Here is a 16,458-nt window from a genome sequence, read left to right as displayed (position 1 = left end):
ATTTTATTCTTGTTGATTATCCCAGCAAAGAACTGTTTGACCTTGTTTATTTTTTTCTACATTACCCATACCCATAATGTTATATCCTGCATCGACATAATGTACCTCCCCTGTAACACCTCGCGCTAAATCACTAAGCAAATACATGGCTGAATTTCCCACATCTTCTATACTCACATTACGTTTAAGAGGGGCATTAATTTCATTATATTTTAATATCATTCTAAAATCCCCTATCCCACTTGCTGCTAAAGTTTTAATAGGCCCTGCTGAAATCGCATTGACACGGATTTGTCTTTCTCCTAAATCCCTTGCTAAATACCGCACAGAACTTTCAAGTGCTGCTTTTGCAACACCCATAACATTATAATGAGGGATATATTTAACCCCACCAAGATAACTAAGCGTTAAAATCGATCCTCCACTTTTTAAAACAGGCAAAACAGCACGACTTAAAGCAAGCAAAGAATACACAGAAGTCCCCATAGCTATATCAAAAGCTTCCTTTGTGGTTTGCAAAAAGGAATTTTCTAAGGCTTCTTTAGGAGCAAAAGCAACTGCATGAACCACAAAATCAATTTCACCTAAATTTTTTTTAATTTTATCTGCTATAGTATTTAAATGTTCCTCATTATTTACATCAAGTTCATAAATAAAGTCAGAATCAAATTCTTTAGCTATAGGTTCAACACGTTTTTTCAAAGTATCATTTAAAAAAGTAAAAGCCAATTTAGCACCTTGTTCATAGCAAGCCTTTGCTATGCCATAAGCTATAGATTTATTATTTGCAACACCTACAATCAAGCCTTTTTTGTCTTGCATTATCATGATTTATCCTTTAATTAATTTTATAAAATTTTCTACTTTTAAAGCTGCAGATCCTATCAAAACACCTTTGCAATGCTTTATAGTTAAAATATCTTTAATATTGGTTTCATTTACGCTACCTCCATAAAGCAAAGGAACTTTTGTTAAGGTAGCTAGAAATTCAAGGACTTTACTTATATCATTAAAATCAGCACTTACTCCTGTTCCTATAGAATAAATAGGCTCATAAGCAATAATCAATTTTTCGTATTTTAAATCAATGATTTGAAGTTGCTTTTCTAAAAATTCCAAAGTTTTAGCTGAATTTTTAGTCTTTAAATCTTCACCTATACAAAAAACAATCTTATAATCATGTTCTTTAGCAAAATCGAATTTAAACTTAATAAGACTATCATCTCCTAAAACCCTCCTTTCAGAATGCCCTATTAAAACACATCCTATGCCAAATTCATCCAATTGTTCTTTTCCAAGCTCTCCTGTAAAAGAACCTTTAATGCAAGGATAAAAATTTTGTGTTCCTTGAACAAAATTGACTTTATTTTCTAAAAAAGCCACGCTAGGTGGAAAAACAATAATATCATCACATTTTCTTCCCATAGCCTTATTTAGTGCATCAGCATAAATTCTAAAGCTTGATCTTGTATGATTGCATTTTAAATTCGCAGCAAAAATCATTCATTTACCTTAGATCTTAAAGCCTTAACACCTGGAAGTTCTTTACCCTCTATAAGCTCAAGCGAAGCACCACCACCTGTAGAAATAAAAGTCATCTCATCTGCATCTCCAGCACGCGCAACCACATCAGCCGTATCGCCACCCCCAACAACAGAAGTTGCATGCCCTTCGCTAATATAATGACTCATTTTAATGCTCCCTTTTGAAAATTTATCAATTTCAAAAACCCCCATAGGTCCATTCCACCAAATAGTTTGGGCATCTGAGATAACTTCTTTAAAAAGTCTCACACTTGCAGGACCTATATCTAAACCCATCCAACCATTTGGAATCTCTTGAGCTGGGACAAATTTCATCGGTGCATCTTGCGAACAAGCAGGTGCAGCTACAACATCCACAGGAAGATAAATTTTCACTCCTAAATTTTTTCCTTTAGTAAGAATTTTACTAGCTTCTTCTAAAAGTTCTTCTTCTAAAAGCGAATTTCCTATATCATACCCTTGTGCTTTTAAAAAAGTAAAAGCCATGCCTCCCCCTATGATTAATTTATCTACTTTTGATAATAAATTAGTGAGGGCTTGAAGCTTTCCACTCACTTTAGATCCCCCTACAACAGCCACAAAAGGACGTGCGGGGTGTTTAATCAGATTGCTTGCAAAATTAATTTCTTTTTGAAGCAAAAATCCTGCGCCTTTATGTTTTTCATCAAAAAATTGTGTAATAGCTTCAACACTTGCATGCGCTCTATGGCATACCCCAAAAGCATCATTAATATAAATTTGTGCCATGGAAGCTAATTCTTTGGCTAAATTTTCATCGTTTTTAGTTTCACCCTTTTCAAAACGTAAATTTTCAAGCAATAAAATCTCACCTAATTTTAAATCTTTAGCTCTAGATTTAGCATCTTCGCCAATAACATCTCGCACCATGATGATTTCTTTATCTAAAAGCCTACTAAGACGCTTACCCACAGGTTCTAAAGAATACTTAGAACTGATTTCTTTAGGACGTCCTAAATGAGAGGCTAAAATCACGCTACAACCATTATCTAAACAATATCTTATTGTAGGAATAGCTGATCTTATACGTCTATCATCAGTAATATTTAAAAAATCATCCTGAGGGACATTAAAATCACATCTTATAAAAACTTTCTTCTTGGCTAAATCAATATCTTTTATAGAAATAATATCATTCATTATCAAGCCTTATGCCCAATATATACGGCCATATCAGCCAAACGGCTTGAGTATCCCCATTCATTATCATACCATGCTATTACTTTAATCAAATCATCAGCTATAACTTGAGTTAAATCACTTACTACAACAGCACCATAAGAACAGGTAACAAAATCACTTGAAACCCTTTCTTCATCATCAACTGTTAAAATTCCTTTTAAATTTGAAATAGCACTCTTTCTAAAAGCTTCATTAAGCTCTTCTTTGCTTACTTTATGACTAAGTTGTGCAGTTAAATCTACACTAGAAACATCAATGACTGGCACGCGTATACTTTGTCCATGAAGTTTGCCGTTTAATTCTGGCATAACAAGTTTCATTGCTTTTGCTGCACCTGTAGAAGTAGGAATGATATTTTGAGCTGCAGCACGCGATCGACGCTTATCTTTAGCTTTAGCATCAATAATACTTTGCCCATTAGTATAAGCATGTATAGTTGTCATAAGTCCTTTTTCTATACCAAAATTATCTTGCAAAACACGACAAATAGGCCCTAAACAATTAGTTGTACAACTGGCATTAGAAATGATATTTTCGCCCTTATAAAAGTGCGAATTCACACCCAAAACATAAGTAGGAGTATCATCCTTTGCAGGGGCACTCATAATCACTTTTTGCACTCCTTTATCTAAAAACTGTTGGCATTTAGCCATAGTTAAATTAGCTCCTGTGCATTCTAAAACAATTTGTGCACCGTATTTTGCAAAATCAAGTTCTTTAATATCGCGACTCTTAAACATTTTGATTTTTTTGCCATTAATCACTAAATCATCGCCATCACTATCGATACTTCCTTTAAATTCTCCATGTACAGTATCGTATTTAAAAAGGTATTTTGTAAGCTCAATATCAGTAGTATCATTTATAGCTACAAGTTCGATATCATTTCTTTCTAAAATAATTCTTGCGACACATCTTCCTATGCGTCCAAAACCATTTATAGCAACCTTTACAGCCATTTTGTTTCCTTTTGCGAAGTTTTTTATGCTAATATTCTACTAAAAAAAGGTTAAAAATTTAATGAAAATTGCACTTTTTGGCGGCAGTTTTGACCCGCCACATAAAGGACATGAAGCCATTATCAAAGAAGCTTTAGAAAAACTAGATATAGACAAACTTATCATCATGCCTACTTTCATAAATCCCTTTAAAAAGAATTTCACTGCCGATGAAGAACAAAGATTTTTATGGGTAAAAAAACTTTGGGGACATTTACCAAAAGTTGAAATTTCTGACTTTGAAACCAAACAAAAAAACCCTGTTCCTAGTATAAAAAGCGTTGAATATCTTTATAAAATTTATAATCCTGATCAATTTTATCTTTTAATAGGTGCAGATCATTTAGAAAAACTACATCTTTGGCATGATTTTAAAAGATTAAAATCCTTAGTCATATTTGTGGTTGCACATCGCAACGGTATTAATATTCCAAAAAAATTTAAAAATTTAAAGATAAATATAAAAATCTCCTCTTCTTTTATACGCAATACCTTAAATACTGAAGAAGTTTGCTATGAAATCCAAGATGAAGTTAAAAATTATTATGAAAAATTACAAAAAAAACTGATACAATTTTAAAAATTAAGTAAGGACAATAATGCAAAAAAGAATAGACACAATCATTCAAATTTTAGATGAAAAAAAGGCTGAAAATATCAAAACTATCGATATGAGTGAACAAGAATACTTTGTAAAATACGTCATTATTGCTGCAACTTTAGGTCAAAAACACGCTTTATCTTTAATTGATGAGTTTAAAACAAAACTTAAAGCCCAAGGTGAAAAGTTTTTAAATATAGAAAGTAGTGAAGAATGGAGTGTTATTGACTTAGGGGATATTTTAATCCATCTTCTAACCCCACAATATAGAGAACTTTATAATATAGAAGAATTATTAGAAAGACTTAAGAAAAATAAGGCTTAAAAGATTTTTTTTGATTTATGAAATTTAAAATCTAAGCTTTTATTTGATTAAATAAAGCAAAAACCATATTTTCAAGCTCTTTTGCATGCTCTAAAGAGGTGGCTTCAAAACGCGTTATTAAATAAGGACTAGTATTAGAAGCACGAAGCAAAGCCCATCCATCGCCAAAATCTATCCTAGCTCCATCAATTTCACAAAGGCTTTTAACACCTTTTAAAGCACCTTTTTCAACAGCCTTTTTAAATTCTTCTACAAGTTTAAATTTTTCTTCTTCACTAACAGGAATTTTAATTTCAGGGGTAGTATAAAGCTTTGGTAAAGCTTTAATCATAGCCTCTAAATCAAAACCTTTATAAACAAGTTCTAAGGTCCTTAAAAATGCATAAATTCCATCATCATAGCCAAAATATCTGTGTTTAAAGAAAATATGCCCACTCACCTCAGCGGCTAAATCAATATTCTTTTCTTTCATCATTTTCTTAATATTAGAATGCCCTGTTTTTCCCATGAAAATCGTACCTAACTTAGCCACTTCATCAAAAAGATTTTTAGAACATTTTACTTCACCTAAAACGCGAGGATTAGGAATATTTTTTGCAAACAAATAGCAAAGCTCGTCTCCGCAAAATACATGAGTTTGGCTTAAAACCACTATCCTATCAGCATCCCCATCAAAAGCAAAAGCTAAAGCATATTCTTGATTTTGATCTAGAAAATTTTTTAAAGCATATAAATTCTTTTCTTCTGTAGGATCAGGATCATGATTTGGAAACTGCCCATCAGGATTTGAAAACATCACATGAGCTTTTAAATTCAAAGCTTCAACCAAAGCTTCAATCACAACTCCAGCTGCACCATTAGCACAATCAACAACAAAGTTATAATTAAAATCTTTCAAAAAACTAAATTGCTTACACATAAATTCTATATAAACACTTAAAATATCATATTTTTTAGCATTGAAATCAGACTCAATATTATCTTCTAAGTGCTCATAAACTCTTTTTGAAAACTCTTTCAATTCTGCCCCAAAAAAACTTTGCTTGCCTATAGTAATTTTAAATCCATTATAATCTTTAGGATTATGAGATCCTGTTATCATGATATTTGCATCAAACTTCAAGCCCTCATAAAGACTAAAATACCCAAGCGGAGTAGGCACCAAACCTATATCATAAACCTCAATTCCTGCTTTATTAAGTCCGCTTAACAAATACCCAAAAAGCTCTTTTGCACTATATCTTGCATCATATCCCACACTAACATTTTTACAAGCTCTTTCAAGCATGATTTGTCCCAAACAAAAACCTATGGCCTTAACGCTTTTTTCATTTAATTCTTTACCATAAAGTCCGCGTATATCATATTCTCTAAAAATTACATCAAGCATGATTATTCCTTCATAATTATTTCTTTAAAATCTCTTAATTTTATAACTTATAAAACTAAATTTGGATAGAAAAGAAATTTTTGCTACAATTTTACATTAATTTCACTAAAATAAAGGAAAATTTATGGATGAAGATTTAAAAAACGAAGCAGAAAAGAACAAAAAGGGCAGCTCGCTTGTCATTATTATTGTAATCTTGCTTTTTGTCTTACTACTTAGTATTATGGGCGTTATTGCTTGGCTTATTTCTAGCAGCTCAAGTGATGAAAGCGAAATCAAAGAAGCGCCAAAAGAAGAACTTAGATCTGAAAAGACCAAAGCTTCTACTCCTACCCAACGCGGAAGCGATTTTGCTAATATAGGGCCTATGTATCCGCTTGATCCTTTTACTTTAAATTTACTTAGTGATAGTGGCTCAAGATATGTAAAATGCACCATAGAATTAGAACAAAACAGCGAACTTTTAAAACCTGAACTCGATAAAAAAGTGCCTGTTATTCGTGATATTATCATTCGTACACTTACAGCAAAAACCTTTGAAGAAGTCAGCACCCAAAAAGGCAAAGAACGCTTAAAAGACGAACTTGTTGGAAAAATCAATGAAATTTTAACCGATGGCTTTATTAAAAACGTCTATTTTACAGACTTTGTAGTTTCTTAATGCATGTAGGTTGTGATATTATCGCCATTTCTAGGATAGAAAAGATTTATGCTAGACATGGCAAAAATTTCTTGGATAAATTTTTAAACGCACAAGAACAAATGCTTGTTAAAAGCCCAGCGACTTTAGCAGGTCTTTGGGCTGCCAAAGAAGCCGCAAGCAAGGCTTTAGGTCTTGGCATCTGTGAGTTATGCACTTTTTTTGATATTGAAATATCAAAAGATCATAGAAATGCACCTAAACTAAAATATTCTCAAAAAATTATAAATAATTTTAATATCACTCAAACTTCACTCAGCATTTCACATGATAATGGTTTTGCCATGGCTATAGTAACTATAGTATAAACTAATTTCCTATAGTTTGTTTGTCTAGATTTCTTGCAAGTATAAAATCTACAACAGGTTGTTCTCTTTTATTGGCTCTTTTACAATGATCTTTTTGAAAAAAATCTGTGATTTTAATAATTACCTTAGCCCATTTTTTAGAATTCCTTTCACGCCACGCATGAGAGGAAACACTTTCCCAAGCATAACCATTAAACAAACTCGCATTAACAAAATGATCTAAAGCTCTCACGCCTTGTCTAGCACGTGCAGTATTAAAAAAAATCCCTACAATTGCTATGAAAATATACCCAAATACTGCTAAAGGTACTAAGGCACAAAGTAAAATAGTTCCTGCTAATTTTTCTTTTAAATTCTTTTTGAAACTACGTTTTAGACGGGTGCAAAAATTCATAGGTTTTGTTTTAATATTTTTCATGCTTCTCTTTTACTAAATTTTATTTTCATTCCATTGGCCGAACGTATTGTCAATCGCCCTACTACATCAGGAACAAAACCTTCTTGAAGTTCAAGTTTATAAACTCTAAGAATATTTGCTAAAATCAAAATAGCTTCTTGCATAGCAAAGCCTTGACCTATGCAAATCCTCTCACCCACACCAAAAGGTAAATATGTATCCTTTTTATACTCTGTATCAAAACGCGAAGGGTTAAAGCCATTAGGATCAGTCCAAAACTTTTCATGCCTATGTATAAGCCAAGGAGCAATAACAACGCCTGATCCCTTTTTTATATATTTATCTCGGACTTGAGTATCTTTTTTCGCCTCTCTAGCAAAAAAGCCTACAGGAGGATATAATCTTAAAGATTCTTTAAAAATATTAGTTAAATATTTAAATTGTCTTAAATGAGGAATTTCAATGCTGCCATTTTGCAAAATTTGAGAAATTTCCTCATAAGCTCTTTGTTGTTCTTGTGGATAAAGACTTAATAAATAAAGTGTCCAGGTTAAAGAACTAGCTGTTGTTTCATGACCTGCTAAAAAAAGCATAGCCACTTGATCTAAAATTTCTTCAAAAGAAAAACGCTTATTAGTGTGTGCATCTACCACCAAAAGCAAAGAATTTAAAATATCTTTAAATTCATTCCAATTACCAGCATTTACCCTATCATATCTTGGCTTGATAATATCACTTAAAACCTCTCTTATAACATTTCCTGCCTTAGCACGCTTACGATCCCCTAATATATAAGAAAGCCATTTTGGAAAATAAAACATACGACGCATAGCCGTATGGACACTTTGCTCTTGAAAAGTCACAAAAGCATTTAAAATTTTTTTGCCTTTTTCTTCATCAAGTTTTGAAGACATAATAGTACGGAAAATAACATCTGCAGTGACAAAAGTCATAGCTTCATCAACGTCAATAATAGCATCATTAGGATATTTTTCAAAACGCTGCATCATATCATGTGCTGCTTCTTTCATAAGGTTGAAAACCTTATTAATGCTTGTCATTTCAAAACTAGGACGCAAAAGCTCTCTTTGTTTTTTCCAAACATCTCCATTTGTAGTAAAAATACTCTCTCCTAAAAGCGGACTTAAAAGCTCATGCAAAAATGCACTTTTAGGAAAATCCTTCACTTGATCTACCATCATTTTTTTAACTTCTTGGGTGTTGTTAATAACATAAAGATCAAAATTAGGCATTTTTACATGACCTGTTTGCATTTTATAGCTACGTTCATAAAGCCCATCAAGCCAGGATCTACGCTTTAACAAAAAGGTTAAAAGCATGGAAGCTTTATTTTTATAAGGTTTTGGGAAAAACGGACATTGACTCATACTTTTACCTTTTCTTCTAAAAATTTAGGCGCAATGATAAAAGAAAAAAAATCATAATTGCCTCTGATTTTAATACAATAAAGATATAAAAAATGTGCTTTATTTTTATCTCTTTTAATTTTTTTATACTCATGTTTTTCATATAAAGTATGAAATTTAGCACTTAAAAAAGGAGGGGTAAATTTCGCATTTACTCCGCTTGTGCGAAAAAAATCTACTTGTGGAAAACACGCCCCATCAATAATAGAGGTATAATCATACCATTTTAAATCAAATTTAGAAACAAATTCAAGTTTGTTTCTAAATTCATGAGATTTTTTTTGATAACTCACTAAAGGAATACATTCTCCTAAAGTAAGGATTTTCAGTTTGTTTTGTAAAGACTGATCGATTTGTTTTAAAACACATTCTAAAACCTCTATACAAACTATAGTTCCAACACTGTGTGCAACCAAGATAAGTTCGTAATTTTGTTTGTCTTTATTTTGCTTTAACTTATCAATTATAGTATCTGCAAAAAGTTTGATTCTTTCTTCCATTGTGCCCTTTTTTTTATCATGCCAAGTAGCACAAAAGGCACAAATTCTTGCTATCCAAAATACAGAAAACTTTTTACCAAGTTTAAACAAAAAACGATTGAGTAAAAACCCTAAAATAATTCCTATAACTATAGCCAAAGAAAAATGGATATAATTTTGCAAAAAAACAAAGGTTCCCAAAGCTAAAATCAAAGAAAACAATAAAGAAAACAGTATATAAAAAAAAGGATAATAACCTGTAATCAACTGATAAATCGACTCTTTGCCAAATTTAATAAAAAGCCCTGTAATAGTATAAATTCTAAAAAAACTATAACAATCTATCAAAGCATCTTTATAATTTTGCGACCAATTTTTTCTAACAATATCATTCCACACTAAAAAATGATATTTAATTTGGACATTTTCGCAAGAAATTTTAAAAAAAGGAAAATTTCCATTTTTATCAATTTTATTTATAATGGCTTTAAGATTAAATCGATAGGAATACTCTTCTAAGTTTTTTTTGAATAAATCGTAATAAAATCTATAACTTTTAGGATCATATCCTGCTATATAAAATACTTCTCTATCCATAAAATATTTCTTTTTATTTTCAATTATAACAGCTTTACTTTAAAAATTCTCTTAATAGAAGCTTTTAACTCCTATTTGTTTAAAAAAGAATTTTTATAAAAATTACCATTAAATTGATTGCTTTGTAAAAGATATTTTTTAAAATTGCGTACTAAAGCAGAATTAGGCTTATAAGCATGAGCTTCTCGCCAAAAAAACTGAAGTTTCTTAGGATAAGTCAAGCCTTCAAAATCATAAAAAGCATCTCCACAAACCTTAGTCGGGCAACCTTCTAAAATAGCACTAAAGCCTACTGTAGAATTAATAGTAATACAACCTAAAGCTCTTTTTAAAAGGGTGGGCAAATGCGTATCGTGCACATATAAAACCCTCCCTTCTACATGATATTTTTGACTTAGCTTTTGAATTAGTTTTGCATAATTTTTATATCCTCTATCCATAGGATGATGCTTAAACACAAGATAAGACTTAGCTCTAGCATGATTTGCAAAAGAAAGTATGATCTCTTCTATAAAATATTCTATACTTTTTTTATAATGATACTTAATTTGCGTATCGCTATAAACTTGCAAAATGGCTAAAAAATATTTTTTTTCTAAATTATAAATTTTTTTATTGATTGTTTTTTCAGTGATTTTATAAAGATATTTTCTATATAAAGATCGAAACCAAAATAAAAACTCAAAAGGATACAAAGTGCGATGATGAAGCTTATTATTAAAAAAAGGAGCTAAAACAAAAGCAAATAACCAATACAAAAATGCATCAAAAGCCATAAATTTAAAACTACCAGGAATTTCTTTTATGCTGTCTTTATTATAAATGTATTGACAAAGATAGAAATTTTTATCACGAGGCAAAGAAGAATTCGCATTCACCCCATCTTTTTCAAAAGTAATACAATAAGGCCTTAAATAACCCTCTTCAAAAATCCAAATTTCAATACCTAAACGCTTAGCCACTTCAATAGCCTTTGCATGCACAATACGACAATCATTATACATCACAATAGCATTAATTTTTTTCTCTTCTAGAAAGCTTTCATAAAAATTTTCAAGTTCTTTTTCATTACATTTACATCTTACTCCACTTGGATAGAAAAAAAAATCTCCCCCATTAAAATTTAGCTTAAAAACCTTAGTTTGATTTTCCTTCATTTTCATAGCAAGAATATGAAAGAAATTTCCTACAGGCCCTTGCAAAAGCAAAACATTCTTACCGCTAAATTCTTTTTTAATCTTATCGCCAAATCTCATTTCTTTGCCAAAAATTCATAAATTCTTCTTATTTTTCTAAGCACAAAAGTTTTAAAATTTATTATTAATTTCACATGTTTTTTTGAAAAATAATCTTTTTGAAAATTTAACATTATATCTAAACAAACTTCAATTTCGCATAAAGTTTTTGTTTGGGGATTAATATATCTTGGATACAGTATTAAAGCCCCAGCTACAAGCTCTTCAAGATTTAACTTTCTTGTTCTTCTTTCACATTTGTATTTATCTTTTGTTAAACCCCAACCCGCATAAAAAGGCATTCCATAAGTAAAAACTTCTTTAGATCTTAAAAGCGCATCAAAGCCACTTGTAGATGTTATAGTATGAACTTCATCAGCAATTTTAATCGCACTATCAATACTACAATCTTGAATGATTTCATCACAGTATTGTAAAATAAGCTTTTTATCTTTTAAACCCTTACGATTTCCACTTAAAACATCAGGATGAGGTTTAAAAATAATATAAGCATTTTGATTTTTATTGCGTACTTCTTTAATTAAATCCAAAGTTGATAGACCAAAACCTCCTAAAATCATAGAAATATCATCTTCAACTTGAGCAGGAATTAAAATGACTTTTTGATCCTTTTTAGCATTGATTTTAAGATTTTTATGAGACATAGTATTGTATTTTGACAATTTATTTTCAAGCAAAATTTTTATAATATTTCTTGCCCTACTTAAAAGTTTTTCATCAAAAACTCCATCTTGTAAAAGCTCTTCTAACTTTGTAGCTTGGCTAGGATCAACATAAAGTCCTTTATCATCCACAATAAGCGAAAAAGGACGCGTAAGATCAGATCCTAAAGCAATGGATCGGATAAAACCATCCTCTACTAAAGAAATTTTTGGGATAAAATGCTTTAAATTTTCATTTTGGGCTTTTTTAATAAGAGTATTTTGAAGTTTATCAAAAGCAACCTTTTTTCCCCAGATAAAAAATTTGTCATTTTTTTGCAATATTATATTGCTTAAACCATCTATAGAATCTAAAAATATTATTTCATTATTTTTAGCTTTAAAAAAAGGCTTTACAAACTGTCTTTTCCATTTTGAAAATCCAAAGAAAAAAAGCCTATGAGAATTTTCACATTCTATAGTTTTATATTTAATTAAAGTATTAATCGTATCAAAAATATCACTTTTTTGGTTTAAATAAGGATTAAAATATTTAGTATAGAGTATATAAGCAGCACAAAAAATTTCTTCAAGAGTTCTTTTTTGATTTCTTCTTTTGCACTCTAACTTATCCTTTGTTAAACCCCAACCCGCATAAAAAGGCATTCCATAACACACGCATTCACATCCCATTAATAAAGCCTCAAAACCCATTCCAGAAGTTTTAGTATAAACTTTATAAAAATATTCAAGCAAATTCAAAGGATTAAAATTCTCACTGATTATTATGCATTCTTTAGGCAAAAAATCAAAATCACTTTGTTTTTTACCGCTTAAAACATCAGGATGGATTTTTACATAAATTTTAGAATTAGGATTTTCTTTTATAGCATCTTTTATCATATCAAGGGTGGAAAATTCTTTAGCAAGCCCAAATTCAAGTGATGCATCTTCAGCTGTTTGAGTGATAATTAAAATGCGTTGTTCGTTTTTTGGAAAATAATTGCTTGGAACATCTAAATTATTATTGTATTTAGTAATCTTGTGTTTTTTTATAAGTTTTATAGCTTTTCTAGCTTGGAAAATTTCTTCATCTTTAAATTGATGAGTATTTAAAAGATTTTCAAGTTTTGAAGGCAAAGTTCCATCATAATAAATACCCACATCATCACAAATTAAACTAAAACTGGGAGAATTTTCTACTCCCAAATTCAAAGAACGGATAAAGCCATCTTCTAAAAGCATGAATTTAGCATTATATTTTTGAGCTAAAGCCATAGCCTTAAAACCTGATTTTTTTCTTCCCCAGCCTAGAAAAATATCATCTTTTTTGATTTTTTTAAAAACACTAAAGAGAATTACTTGATAAAAATTTCTGACATTGATAATAAGTTTTTTTGATGTGGAATAATATTTCATAATGTCAATTTCTTCACTATAGTTTCAACTTTTTTTTCTAAATCATTTTGATAAGAATTATTAATGATTAAATGAGGCTTTGGCTGATCAAATGCTATATCTATACCAACAACATTATCAATTTCTTTATTTAAAGCTTTTGTATAAAGTCCTTTTTGATCTCTTTTAATCAATTCTTGCATATCACATTCTATATAAATTTCATAATAATTTTTTAATTCTTTTCTATTATAAATATAAATTTCATTAAACATTGAAATTGTAGTTACAATAACTATCATACCTTGATCGTTTAAGAACTTAGCAAATTTAGATCTTTTCAAAGCCATATCTATACGACTTTTCTTATCATATCCATAATGACCTATTATATCTCTTAATTCGTCTCCATCAAGATAAATGATATTTTTATATTTTTGTTTTAATTTTTCATATAAAGCTTTTCCTATAGTACTCTTTCCACTACCAGCAAGCCCAGTAAACCAAAAAACAGGATATTTCATCAACTTTCCTTAATTAAAAATACATAATTTTACCATAATAATAAAATTAAGATATAATTTCAATATTTTATTTATAAAAGGAAAGTATATGGAAGTGATCAAAAAATTCTTTATTAATATCGAAAGAGCAGATATTGATGAAACTATGCAAAATTTAATCAGTGAAGATATTATAGATAGCATTGATATAATGGCATTAGTAGCACAAATTGAAAAACATTATGGCAAATCTTTAAATGCAGAATTTATTACTCCTGAAAATTTTGAAAATTTTCAAAGCATCAAAAATATGATAACAAAAGCTTATCAATAATACAATGCTTTTAACATTGTATTAGTTTCAATCTTGTAAAGATTGAATGATTTTATTTTTAGATATAATAATTTGTGCTATAAAATCAGCTACCTTATCCCAGTCGCTTTCTTTGGTATGAATTAAGGTCGGGTTTTCCTTATAATTGTCCCAATCTATGGGCTCAAATAAATATTTTCTATGGGGAAAATACTTTTTTCTTACCCAGTCAAGAGAAGAAGCATAATAATCCACATAAGCTTTTGCTATATCTTTTTGTACTCTAAATTTAAGTCTATCTTCATCAGCTCCTTCAAAAATTTTCCTTGCAATGTAAAGTAAAGAATTCATATTTTGTCCATGCAAATCTTTTTTAATCAATCTCCCTTGAAGCTCCATACCTAAAAGATTAAAGCTTTCATTTTTATTTTGCTTTAAAGAAAAATTATCATCCCATTCCAAACCCAAATGATAAACAAAATCTTTAAGCAAAGTTCCACCAACATATTCTTCTTTTAAAAGTCTTACTATTAAACTTGATTCACCAAATACTTCAACATGGCTTTGGCAAATCCATTTATAATCAAAAATATACTTTCTAGGGTGTTCATCAGGCTTAAAATCAGCACTATAAAAACCCATATTATTTTTTATATCTTGAGAACAATGAGAATTTAAATACCCAAGCGTATCTCTAAAATAGACTATTTCATAAATTTCATCAAAACCTAAAGCATTTAAAACACTTTTTAAAATTTCTATATGTTTTTTAGTAGAGAAATCCCAAACTATCCCTTCAGCGGAAAAAATAAATTTTTTATCTTTATGCAATGAAGCTTCTATTTTGAAATTTTCAATGGCTTTAATCAAACGTTCATTGGTTAGATCTTCTAATGGATTTAAACTTAATATTTTTTTATTAACAAGTTCTAAAACTATATCCACTAAAACCCAATGCCTATTTGCTACTCTAAGAGATTTAGGATATATATAGCCTTTTTGCAAAAGTAAATCTTCATTTTGCATCAAAAAGCCCTGTCTTTCCTGATTACCGCTATTTGTTGTTCCTATACTAATATAAGCTATCATTTCATTCCCTTACTTAAATATTTTATAATTAAATTCTATCAAAATCATATAATTTCAAGTTTAAACTAATTTTTATCTTTCTTAAAAATAAATACTGTTTTTTAACTAGATAAGGAAATATAAACTGTGTTGATTTATAAACATCATTAAGCCTTTTTAAATTTATACTAAATTATACTTAAATTTTTAAAATATATATTGGGAATCAACATGACACAATTTTTACAACATGACAATCAAAAATACTCAAATACTGATCTAATAAACACCTTAAAAAAACTAGGCATACAAAAAGGCGATATCATATGTGTTCATAGTGAACTTTTTAAATTTGGAACCCCTTTGCTTAAAAAAAATGAATTCTTACAAACAATCATTGAGTGTTTTTTACAAAGCATAGGAGAAGAAGGAACACTCATCATGCCTACTTTCACTTATACATTTTGTAAAAATGGTATTTATGATAAATTAAATTCAAAAAGTGAAGTTGGAATTTTAACAGAATATTTTCGCAAATATAAAGGAGTAAAACGCACCAATGATCCTATATTTTCCTTTGCTATAAAAGGTGCTAAACAAGATTTATTTTTACAAGATACAAAAAGTTGCTTTGGAGAAAATTGTGTATATGATACCTTATGGAAACATGATGGAAAAATTGTTCTTTTTGGAACTCATCTAGTAGGATATACTTTTACTCATTTTATAGAAGAAATAGTAAAAGTGCCTTATAGGTATTTTAAAAATTTCAGTGGAATCTTAATAAATGAAGATAAAATCAAATATGAAAAAAATATAGACTTTTATGTAAGAAATTTAGAAGAAAATTCTTTAGTATGTGAACAAAAGCAAATTAATTTATTAAAAGAAAATAATAATTTTAATATCATCAATTTTGCAAGATCGCATATAGTCAATATTGAAAGTAAAAGATATTTTTTAGATACCTTGAAATATCTTAAAAATAATCCATATGCTTTATTAAAGGATAAAAATGATAACCCACATTTATGATTTTTTACAAAAAAGCGTGGATAAATATCCAAATAAAAAATTATTTGTTGAATTTAATGGAAAATATATTAGCTATAAAAAATTCCATTCTATGAGTGAAAAACTTGCCAGCGAAATCTTAAGGCAATTAGCTTGCGAACATACCACACAACTTCCTATTTTAATTATTTTACCTAAAAGTATTGATTGTTTGATTTCTTTTTTTGGAGTGGCTTTAAGTGGAAATTTCTACACCATACTTGATGAAAAAACTCCCAAAGAAAGAATAAAAAAAGTTA

The 16,458-nt window shown here is 29.5% G+C and carries 19 protein-coding genes; 7 read left to right on the top strand and 12 right to left on the bottom strand.

Translation table 11 applies throughout. The features are described 5' to 3' along the window. Positions 1 to 3: 3 nt before the first annotated feature. Genes fabI through gap form a run of 4 tightly spaced genes read right to left on the bottom strand, consistent with a single transcriptional unit; the run spans position 4 to position 3,703 of the window. Positions 4 to 828 carry an enoyl-ACP reductase FabI gene (gene fabI / locus GRQ01_RS06350; RefSeq protein ID WP_158334942.1) on the bottom strand — a complete coding sequence of 275 codons (825 nt, stop codon included), beginning with the start codon at positions 826 to 828 and terminating at the stop codon, positions 4 to 6. A 3-nt stretch (positions 829 to 831) separates the two neighbouring features. Then, positions 832 to 1,503, bottom strand: coding sequence for a triose-phosphate isomerase (locus GRQ01_RS06345; RefSeq protein ID WP_158334941.1), 672 nt, complete (start codon positions 1,501 to 1,503; stop codon positions 832 to 834). Continuing rightward, positions 1,500 to 2,702 carry a phosphoglycerate kinase gene (locus GRQ01_RS06340; protein ID WP_158334940.1) on the bottom strand — a complete coding sequence of 401 codons (1,203 nt, stop codon included), beginning with the start codon at positions 2,700 to 2,702 and terminating at the stop codon, positions 1,500 to 1,502. The genes GRQ01_RS06345 and GRQ01_RS06340 overlap by 4 nt, the downstream gene beginning before the upstream one ends. A gap of 2 nt (positions 2,703 to 2,704) precedes the next feature. Continuing rightward, on the bottom strand, positions 2,705 to 3,703 hold the full coding sequence (gene gap / locus GRQ01_RS06335; RefSeq protein WP_158334939.1) for a type I glyceraldehyde-3-phosphate dehydrogenase: 999 nt from the start codon (positions 3,701 to 3,703) through the stop codon (positions 2,705 to 2,707). 61 nt (positions 3,704 to 3,764) lie between these two features. Here gap and nadD point away from each other — a divergent pair, with 61 nt between their 5' ends. Together nadD and rsfS are read left to right on the top strand one after the other, a co-directional pair. Continuing rightward, complete coding sequence (gene nadD / locus GRQ01_RS06330; RefSeq protein WP_158334938.1) at positions 3,765 to 4,322, top strand: nicotinate (nicotinamide) nucleotide adenylyltransferase; 558 nt, start codon at positions 3,765 to 3,767, stop codon at positions 4,320 to 4,322. Between the two features lie 19 nt (positions 4,323 to 4,341). Further along, positions 4,342 to 4,668, top strand: coding sequence for a ribosome silencing factor (rsfS, locus tag GRQ01_RS06325; protein ID WP_158334937.1), 327 nt, complete (start codon positions 4,342 to 4,344; stop codon positions 4,666 to 4,668). 31 nt (positions 4,669 to 4,699) lie between these two features. On the opposite strand, the gene GRQ01_RS06320 is transcribed toward rsfS, so the two are convergent. Continuing rightward, positions 4,700 to 6,058 (bottom strand): phosphomannomutase/phosphoglucomutase, encoded by a 1,359-nt coding sequence (locus GRQ01_RS06320; protein WP_158334936.1) that lies wholly within the window; start codon positions 6,056 to 6,058, stop codon positions 4,700 to 4,702. A gap of 124 nt (positions 6,059 to 6,182) precedes the next feature. Between GRQ01_RS06320 and fliL the strand changes: the two genes are divergently transcribed. Further along, positions 6,183 to 6,719: a flagellar basal body-associated protein FliL gene (fliL, locus tag GRQ01_RS06315; protein WP_158334935.1), complete on the top strand. Its 537-nt coding sequence runs from the start codon at positions 6,183 to 6,185 to the stop codon at positions 6,717 to 6,719. Continuing rightward, on the top strand, positions 6,719 to 7,066 hold the full coding sequence (acpS, locus tag GRQ01_RS06310) for a holo-ACP synthase (protein ID WP_158334934.1): 348 nt from the start codon (positions 6,719 to 6,721) through the stop codon (positions 7,064 to 7,066). The genes fliL and acpS overlap by 1 nt, the downstream gene beginning before the upstream one ends. A gap of 1 nt (position 7,067) precedes the next feature. On the opposite strand, the gene GRQ01_RS06305 is transcribed toward acpS, so the two are convergent. The 6 genes from GRQ01_RS06305 to GRQ01_RS06280 all read right to left on the bottom strand — a co-directional run bounded on the left by GRQ01_RS06305 (position 7,068) and on the right by GRQ01_RS06280 (position 13,785). Continuing rightward, positions 7,068 to 7,484, bottom strand: a complete 417-nt coding sequence (locus GRQ01_RS06305; RefSeq protein ID WP_158334933.1) for a hypothetical protein — start codon at positions 7,482 to 7,484, stop codon at positions 7,068 to 7,070. Then, positions 7,481 to 8,851, bottom strand: a complete 1,371-nt coding sequence (locus GRQ01_RS06300) for a cytochrome P450 (RefSeq protein WP_158334932.1) — start codon at positions 8,849 to 8,851, stop codon at positions 7,481 to 7,483. Before GRQ01_RS06300 ends, GRQ01_RS06305 begins: the two co-directional genes overlap by 4 nt. Beyond that, entirely contained in the window at positions 8,848 to 9,966 is a 1,119-nt protein-coding gene (locus GRQ01_RS06295) for a DUF829 domain-containing protein (protein ID WP_158334931.1), read from the bottom strand. The genes GRQ01_RS06300 and GRQ01_RS06295 overlap by 4 nt, the downstream gene beginning before the upstream one ends. A 71-nt stretch (positions 9,967 to 10,037) precedes the next feature. Beyond that, the gene (kpsS, locus tag GRQ01_RS06290) at positions 10,038 to 11,222 is read right to left on the bottom strand and encodes a capsule polysaccharide modification protein KpsS (RefSeq protein ID WP_158334930.1); all 1,185 of its coding nucleotides are present in this window, start codon (positions 11,220 to 11,222) and stop codon (positions 10,038 to 10,040) included. Beyond that, a complete protein-coding gene (locus GRQ01_RS06285) occupies positions 11,219 to 13,282 on the bottom strand; it encodes a capsular polysaccharide biosynthesis protein (RefSeq protein ID WP_158334929.1) in 2,064 nt (687 codons plus the stop codon). Before GRQ01_RS06285 ends, kpsS begins: the two co-directional genes overlap by 4 nt. Further along, the gene (locus GRQ01_RS06280) at positions 13,279 to 13,785 is read right to left on the bottom strand and encodes an adenylyl-sulfate kinase (RefSeq protein WP_158334928.1); all 507 of its coding nucleotides are present in this window, start codon (positions 13,783 to 13,785) and stop codon (positions 13,279 to 13,281) included. Before GRQ01_RS06280 ends, GRQ01_RS06285 begins: the two co-directional genes overlap by 4 nt. 88 nt (positions 13,786 to 13,873) lie before the next feature. Here GRQ01_RS06280 and GRQ01_RS06275 point away from each other — a divergent pair, with 88 nt between their 5' ends. Next, positions 13,874 to 14,098: a phosphopantetheine-binding protein gene (locus tag GRQ01_RS06275; RefSeq protein ID WP_158334927.1), complete on the top strand. Its 225-nt coding sequence runs from the start codon at positions 13,874 to 13,876 to the stop codon at positions 14,096 to 14,098. Between the two features lie 27 nt (positions 14,099 to 14,125). Here the strand turns inward: GRQ01_RS06275 and GRQ01_RS06270 are convergent, their stop codons facing one another. Next, positions 14,126 to 15,166 (bottom strand): acyl carrier protein, encoded by a 1,041-nt coding sequence (locus tag GRQ01_RS06270; RefSeq protein ID WP_158334926.1) that lies wholly within the window; start codon positions 15,164 to 15,166, stop codon positions 14,126 to 14,128. A 210-nt stretch (positions 15,167 to 15,376) separates the two neighbouring features. Here GRQ01_RS06270 and GRQ01_RS06265 point away from each other — a divergent pair, with 210 nt between their 5' ends. Then, the gene (locus tag GRQ01_RS06265; RefSeq protein WP_158334925.1) at positions 15,377 to 16,180 is read left to right on the top strand and encodes an AAC(3) family N-acetyltransferase; all 804 of its coding nucleotides are present in this window, start codon (positions 15,377 to 15,379) and stop codon (positions 16,178 to 16,180) included. After that, the coding region (locus tag GRQ01_RS06260; protein WP_158333968.1) for an AMP-binding protein at positions 16,161 to 16,458 on the top strand (298 nt) is incomplete at its 3' end. The genes GRQ01_RS06265 and GRQ01_RS06260, both read left to right, overlap by 20 nt.

This window comes from Campylobacter bilis (assembly GCF_016806695.1).
In the GTDB taxonomy this organism is placed as follows: Bacteria; Campylobacterota; Campylobacteria; order Campylobacterales; family Campylobacteraceae; genus Campylobacter_D; species Campylobacter_D bilis.
This window is presented reverse-complemented; position numbering and strand designations above follow the sequence as displayed.

Coding starts and splice junctions, on each gene's coding strand:
- GRQ01_RS06265 (WP_158334925.1), top strand. CDS start 15,377: ATGACACAATTTTTACAACATGACAATCAAAAATACTCAAATACTGAT.
- GRQ01_RS06285 (WP_158334929.1), bottom strand. CDS start 13,282: ATGAAATATTATTCCACATCAAAAAAACTTATTATCAATGTCAGAAAT.
- GRQ01_RS06295 (WP_158334931.1), bottom strand. CDS start 9,966: ATGGATAGAGAAGTATTTTATATAGCAGGATATGATCCTAAAAGTTAT.
- kpsS (WP_158334930.1), bottom strand. CDS start 11,222: ATGAGATTTGGCGATAAGATTAAAAAAGAATTTAGCGGTAAGAATGTT.
- rsfS (WP_158334937.1), top strand. CDS start 4,342: ATGCAAAAAAGAATAGACACAATCATTCAAATTTTAGATGAAAAAAAG.
- GRQ01_RS06270 (WP_158334926.1), bottom strand. CDS start 15,166: ATGATAGCTTATATTAGTATAGGAACAACAAATAGCGGTAATCAGGAA.
- GRQ01_RS06280 (WP_158334928.1), bottom strand. CDS start 13,785: ATGAAATATCCTGTTTTTTGGTTTACTGGGCTTGCTGGTAGTGGAAAG.
- nadD (WP_158334938.1), top strand. CDS start 3,765: ATGAAAATTGCACTTTTTGGCGGCAGTTTTGACCCGCCACATAAAGGA.
- fliL (WP_158334935.1), top strand. CDS start 6,183: ATGGATGAAGATTTAAAAAACGAAGCAGAAAAGAACAAAAAGGGCAGC.
- gap (WP_158334939.1), bottom strand. CDS start 3,703: ATGGCTGTAAAGGTTGCTATAAATGGTTTTGGACGCATAGGAAGATGT.
- GRQ01_RS06300 (WP_158334932.1), bottom strand. CDS start 8,851: ATGAGTCAATGTCCGTTTTTCCCAAAACCTTATAAAAATAAAGCTTCC.
- GRQ01_RS06345 (WP_158334941.1), bottom strand. CDS start 1,503: ATGATTTTTGCTGCGAATTTAAAATGCAATCATACAAGATCAAGCTTT.
- GRQ01_RS06305 (WP_158334933.1), bottom strand. CDS start 7,484: ATGAAAAATATTAAAACAAAACCTATGAATTTTTGCACCCGTCTAAAA.
- GRQ01_RS06320 (WP_158334936.1), bottom strand. CDS start 6,058: ATGCTTGATGTAATTTTTAGAGAATATGATATACGCGGACTTTATGGT.
- GRQ01_RS06340 (WP_158334940.1), bottom strand. CDS start 2,702: ATGAATGATATTATTTCTATAAAAGATATTGATTTAGCCAAGAAGAAA.
- acpS (WP_158334934.1), top strand. CDS start 6,719: ATGCATGTAGGTTGTGATATTATCGCCATTTCTAGGATAGAAAAGATT.
- fabI (WP_158334942.1), bottom strand. CDS start 828: ATGATAATGCAAGACAAAAAAGGCTTGATTGTAGGTGTTGCAAATAAT.
- GRQ01_RS06275 (WP_158334927.1), top strand. CDS start 13,874: ATGGAAGTGATCAAAAAATTCTTTATTAATATCGAAAGAGCAGATATT.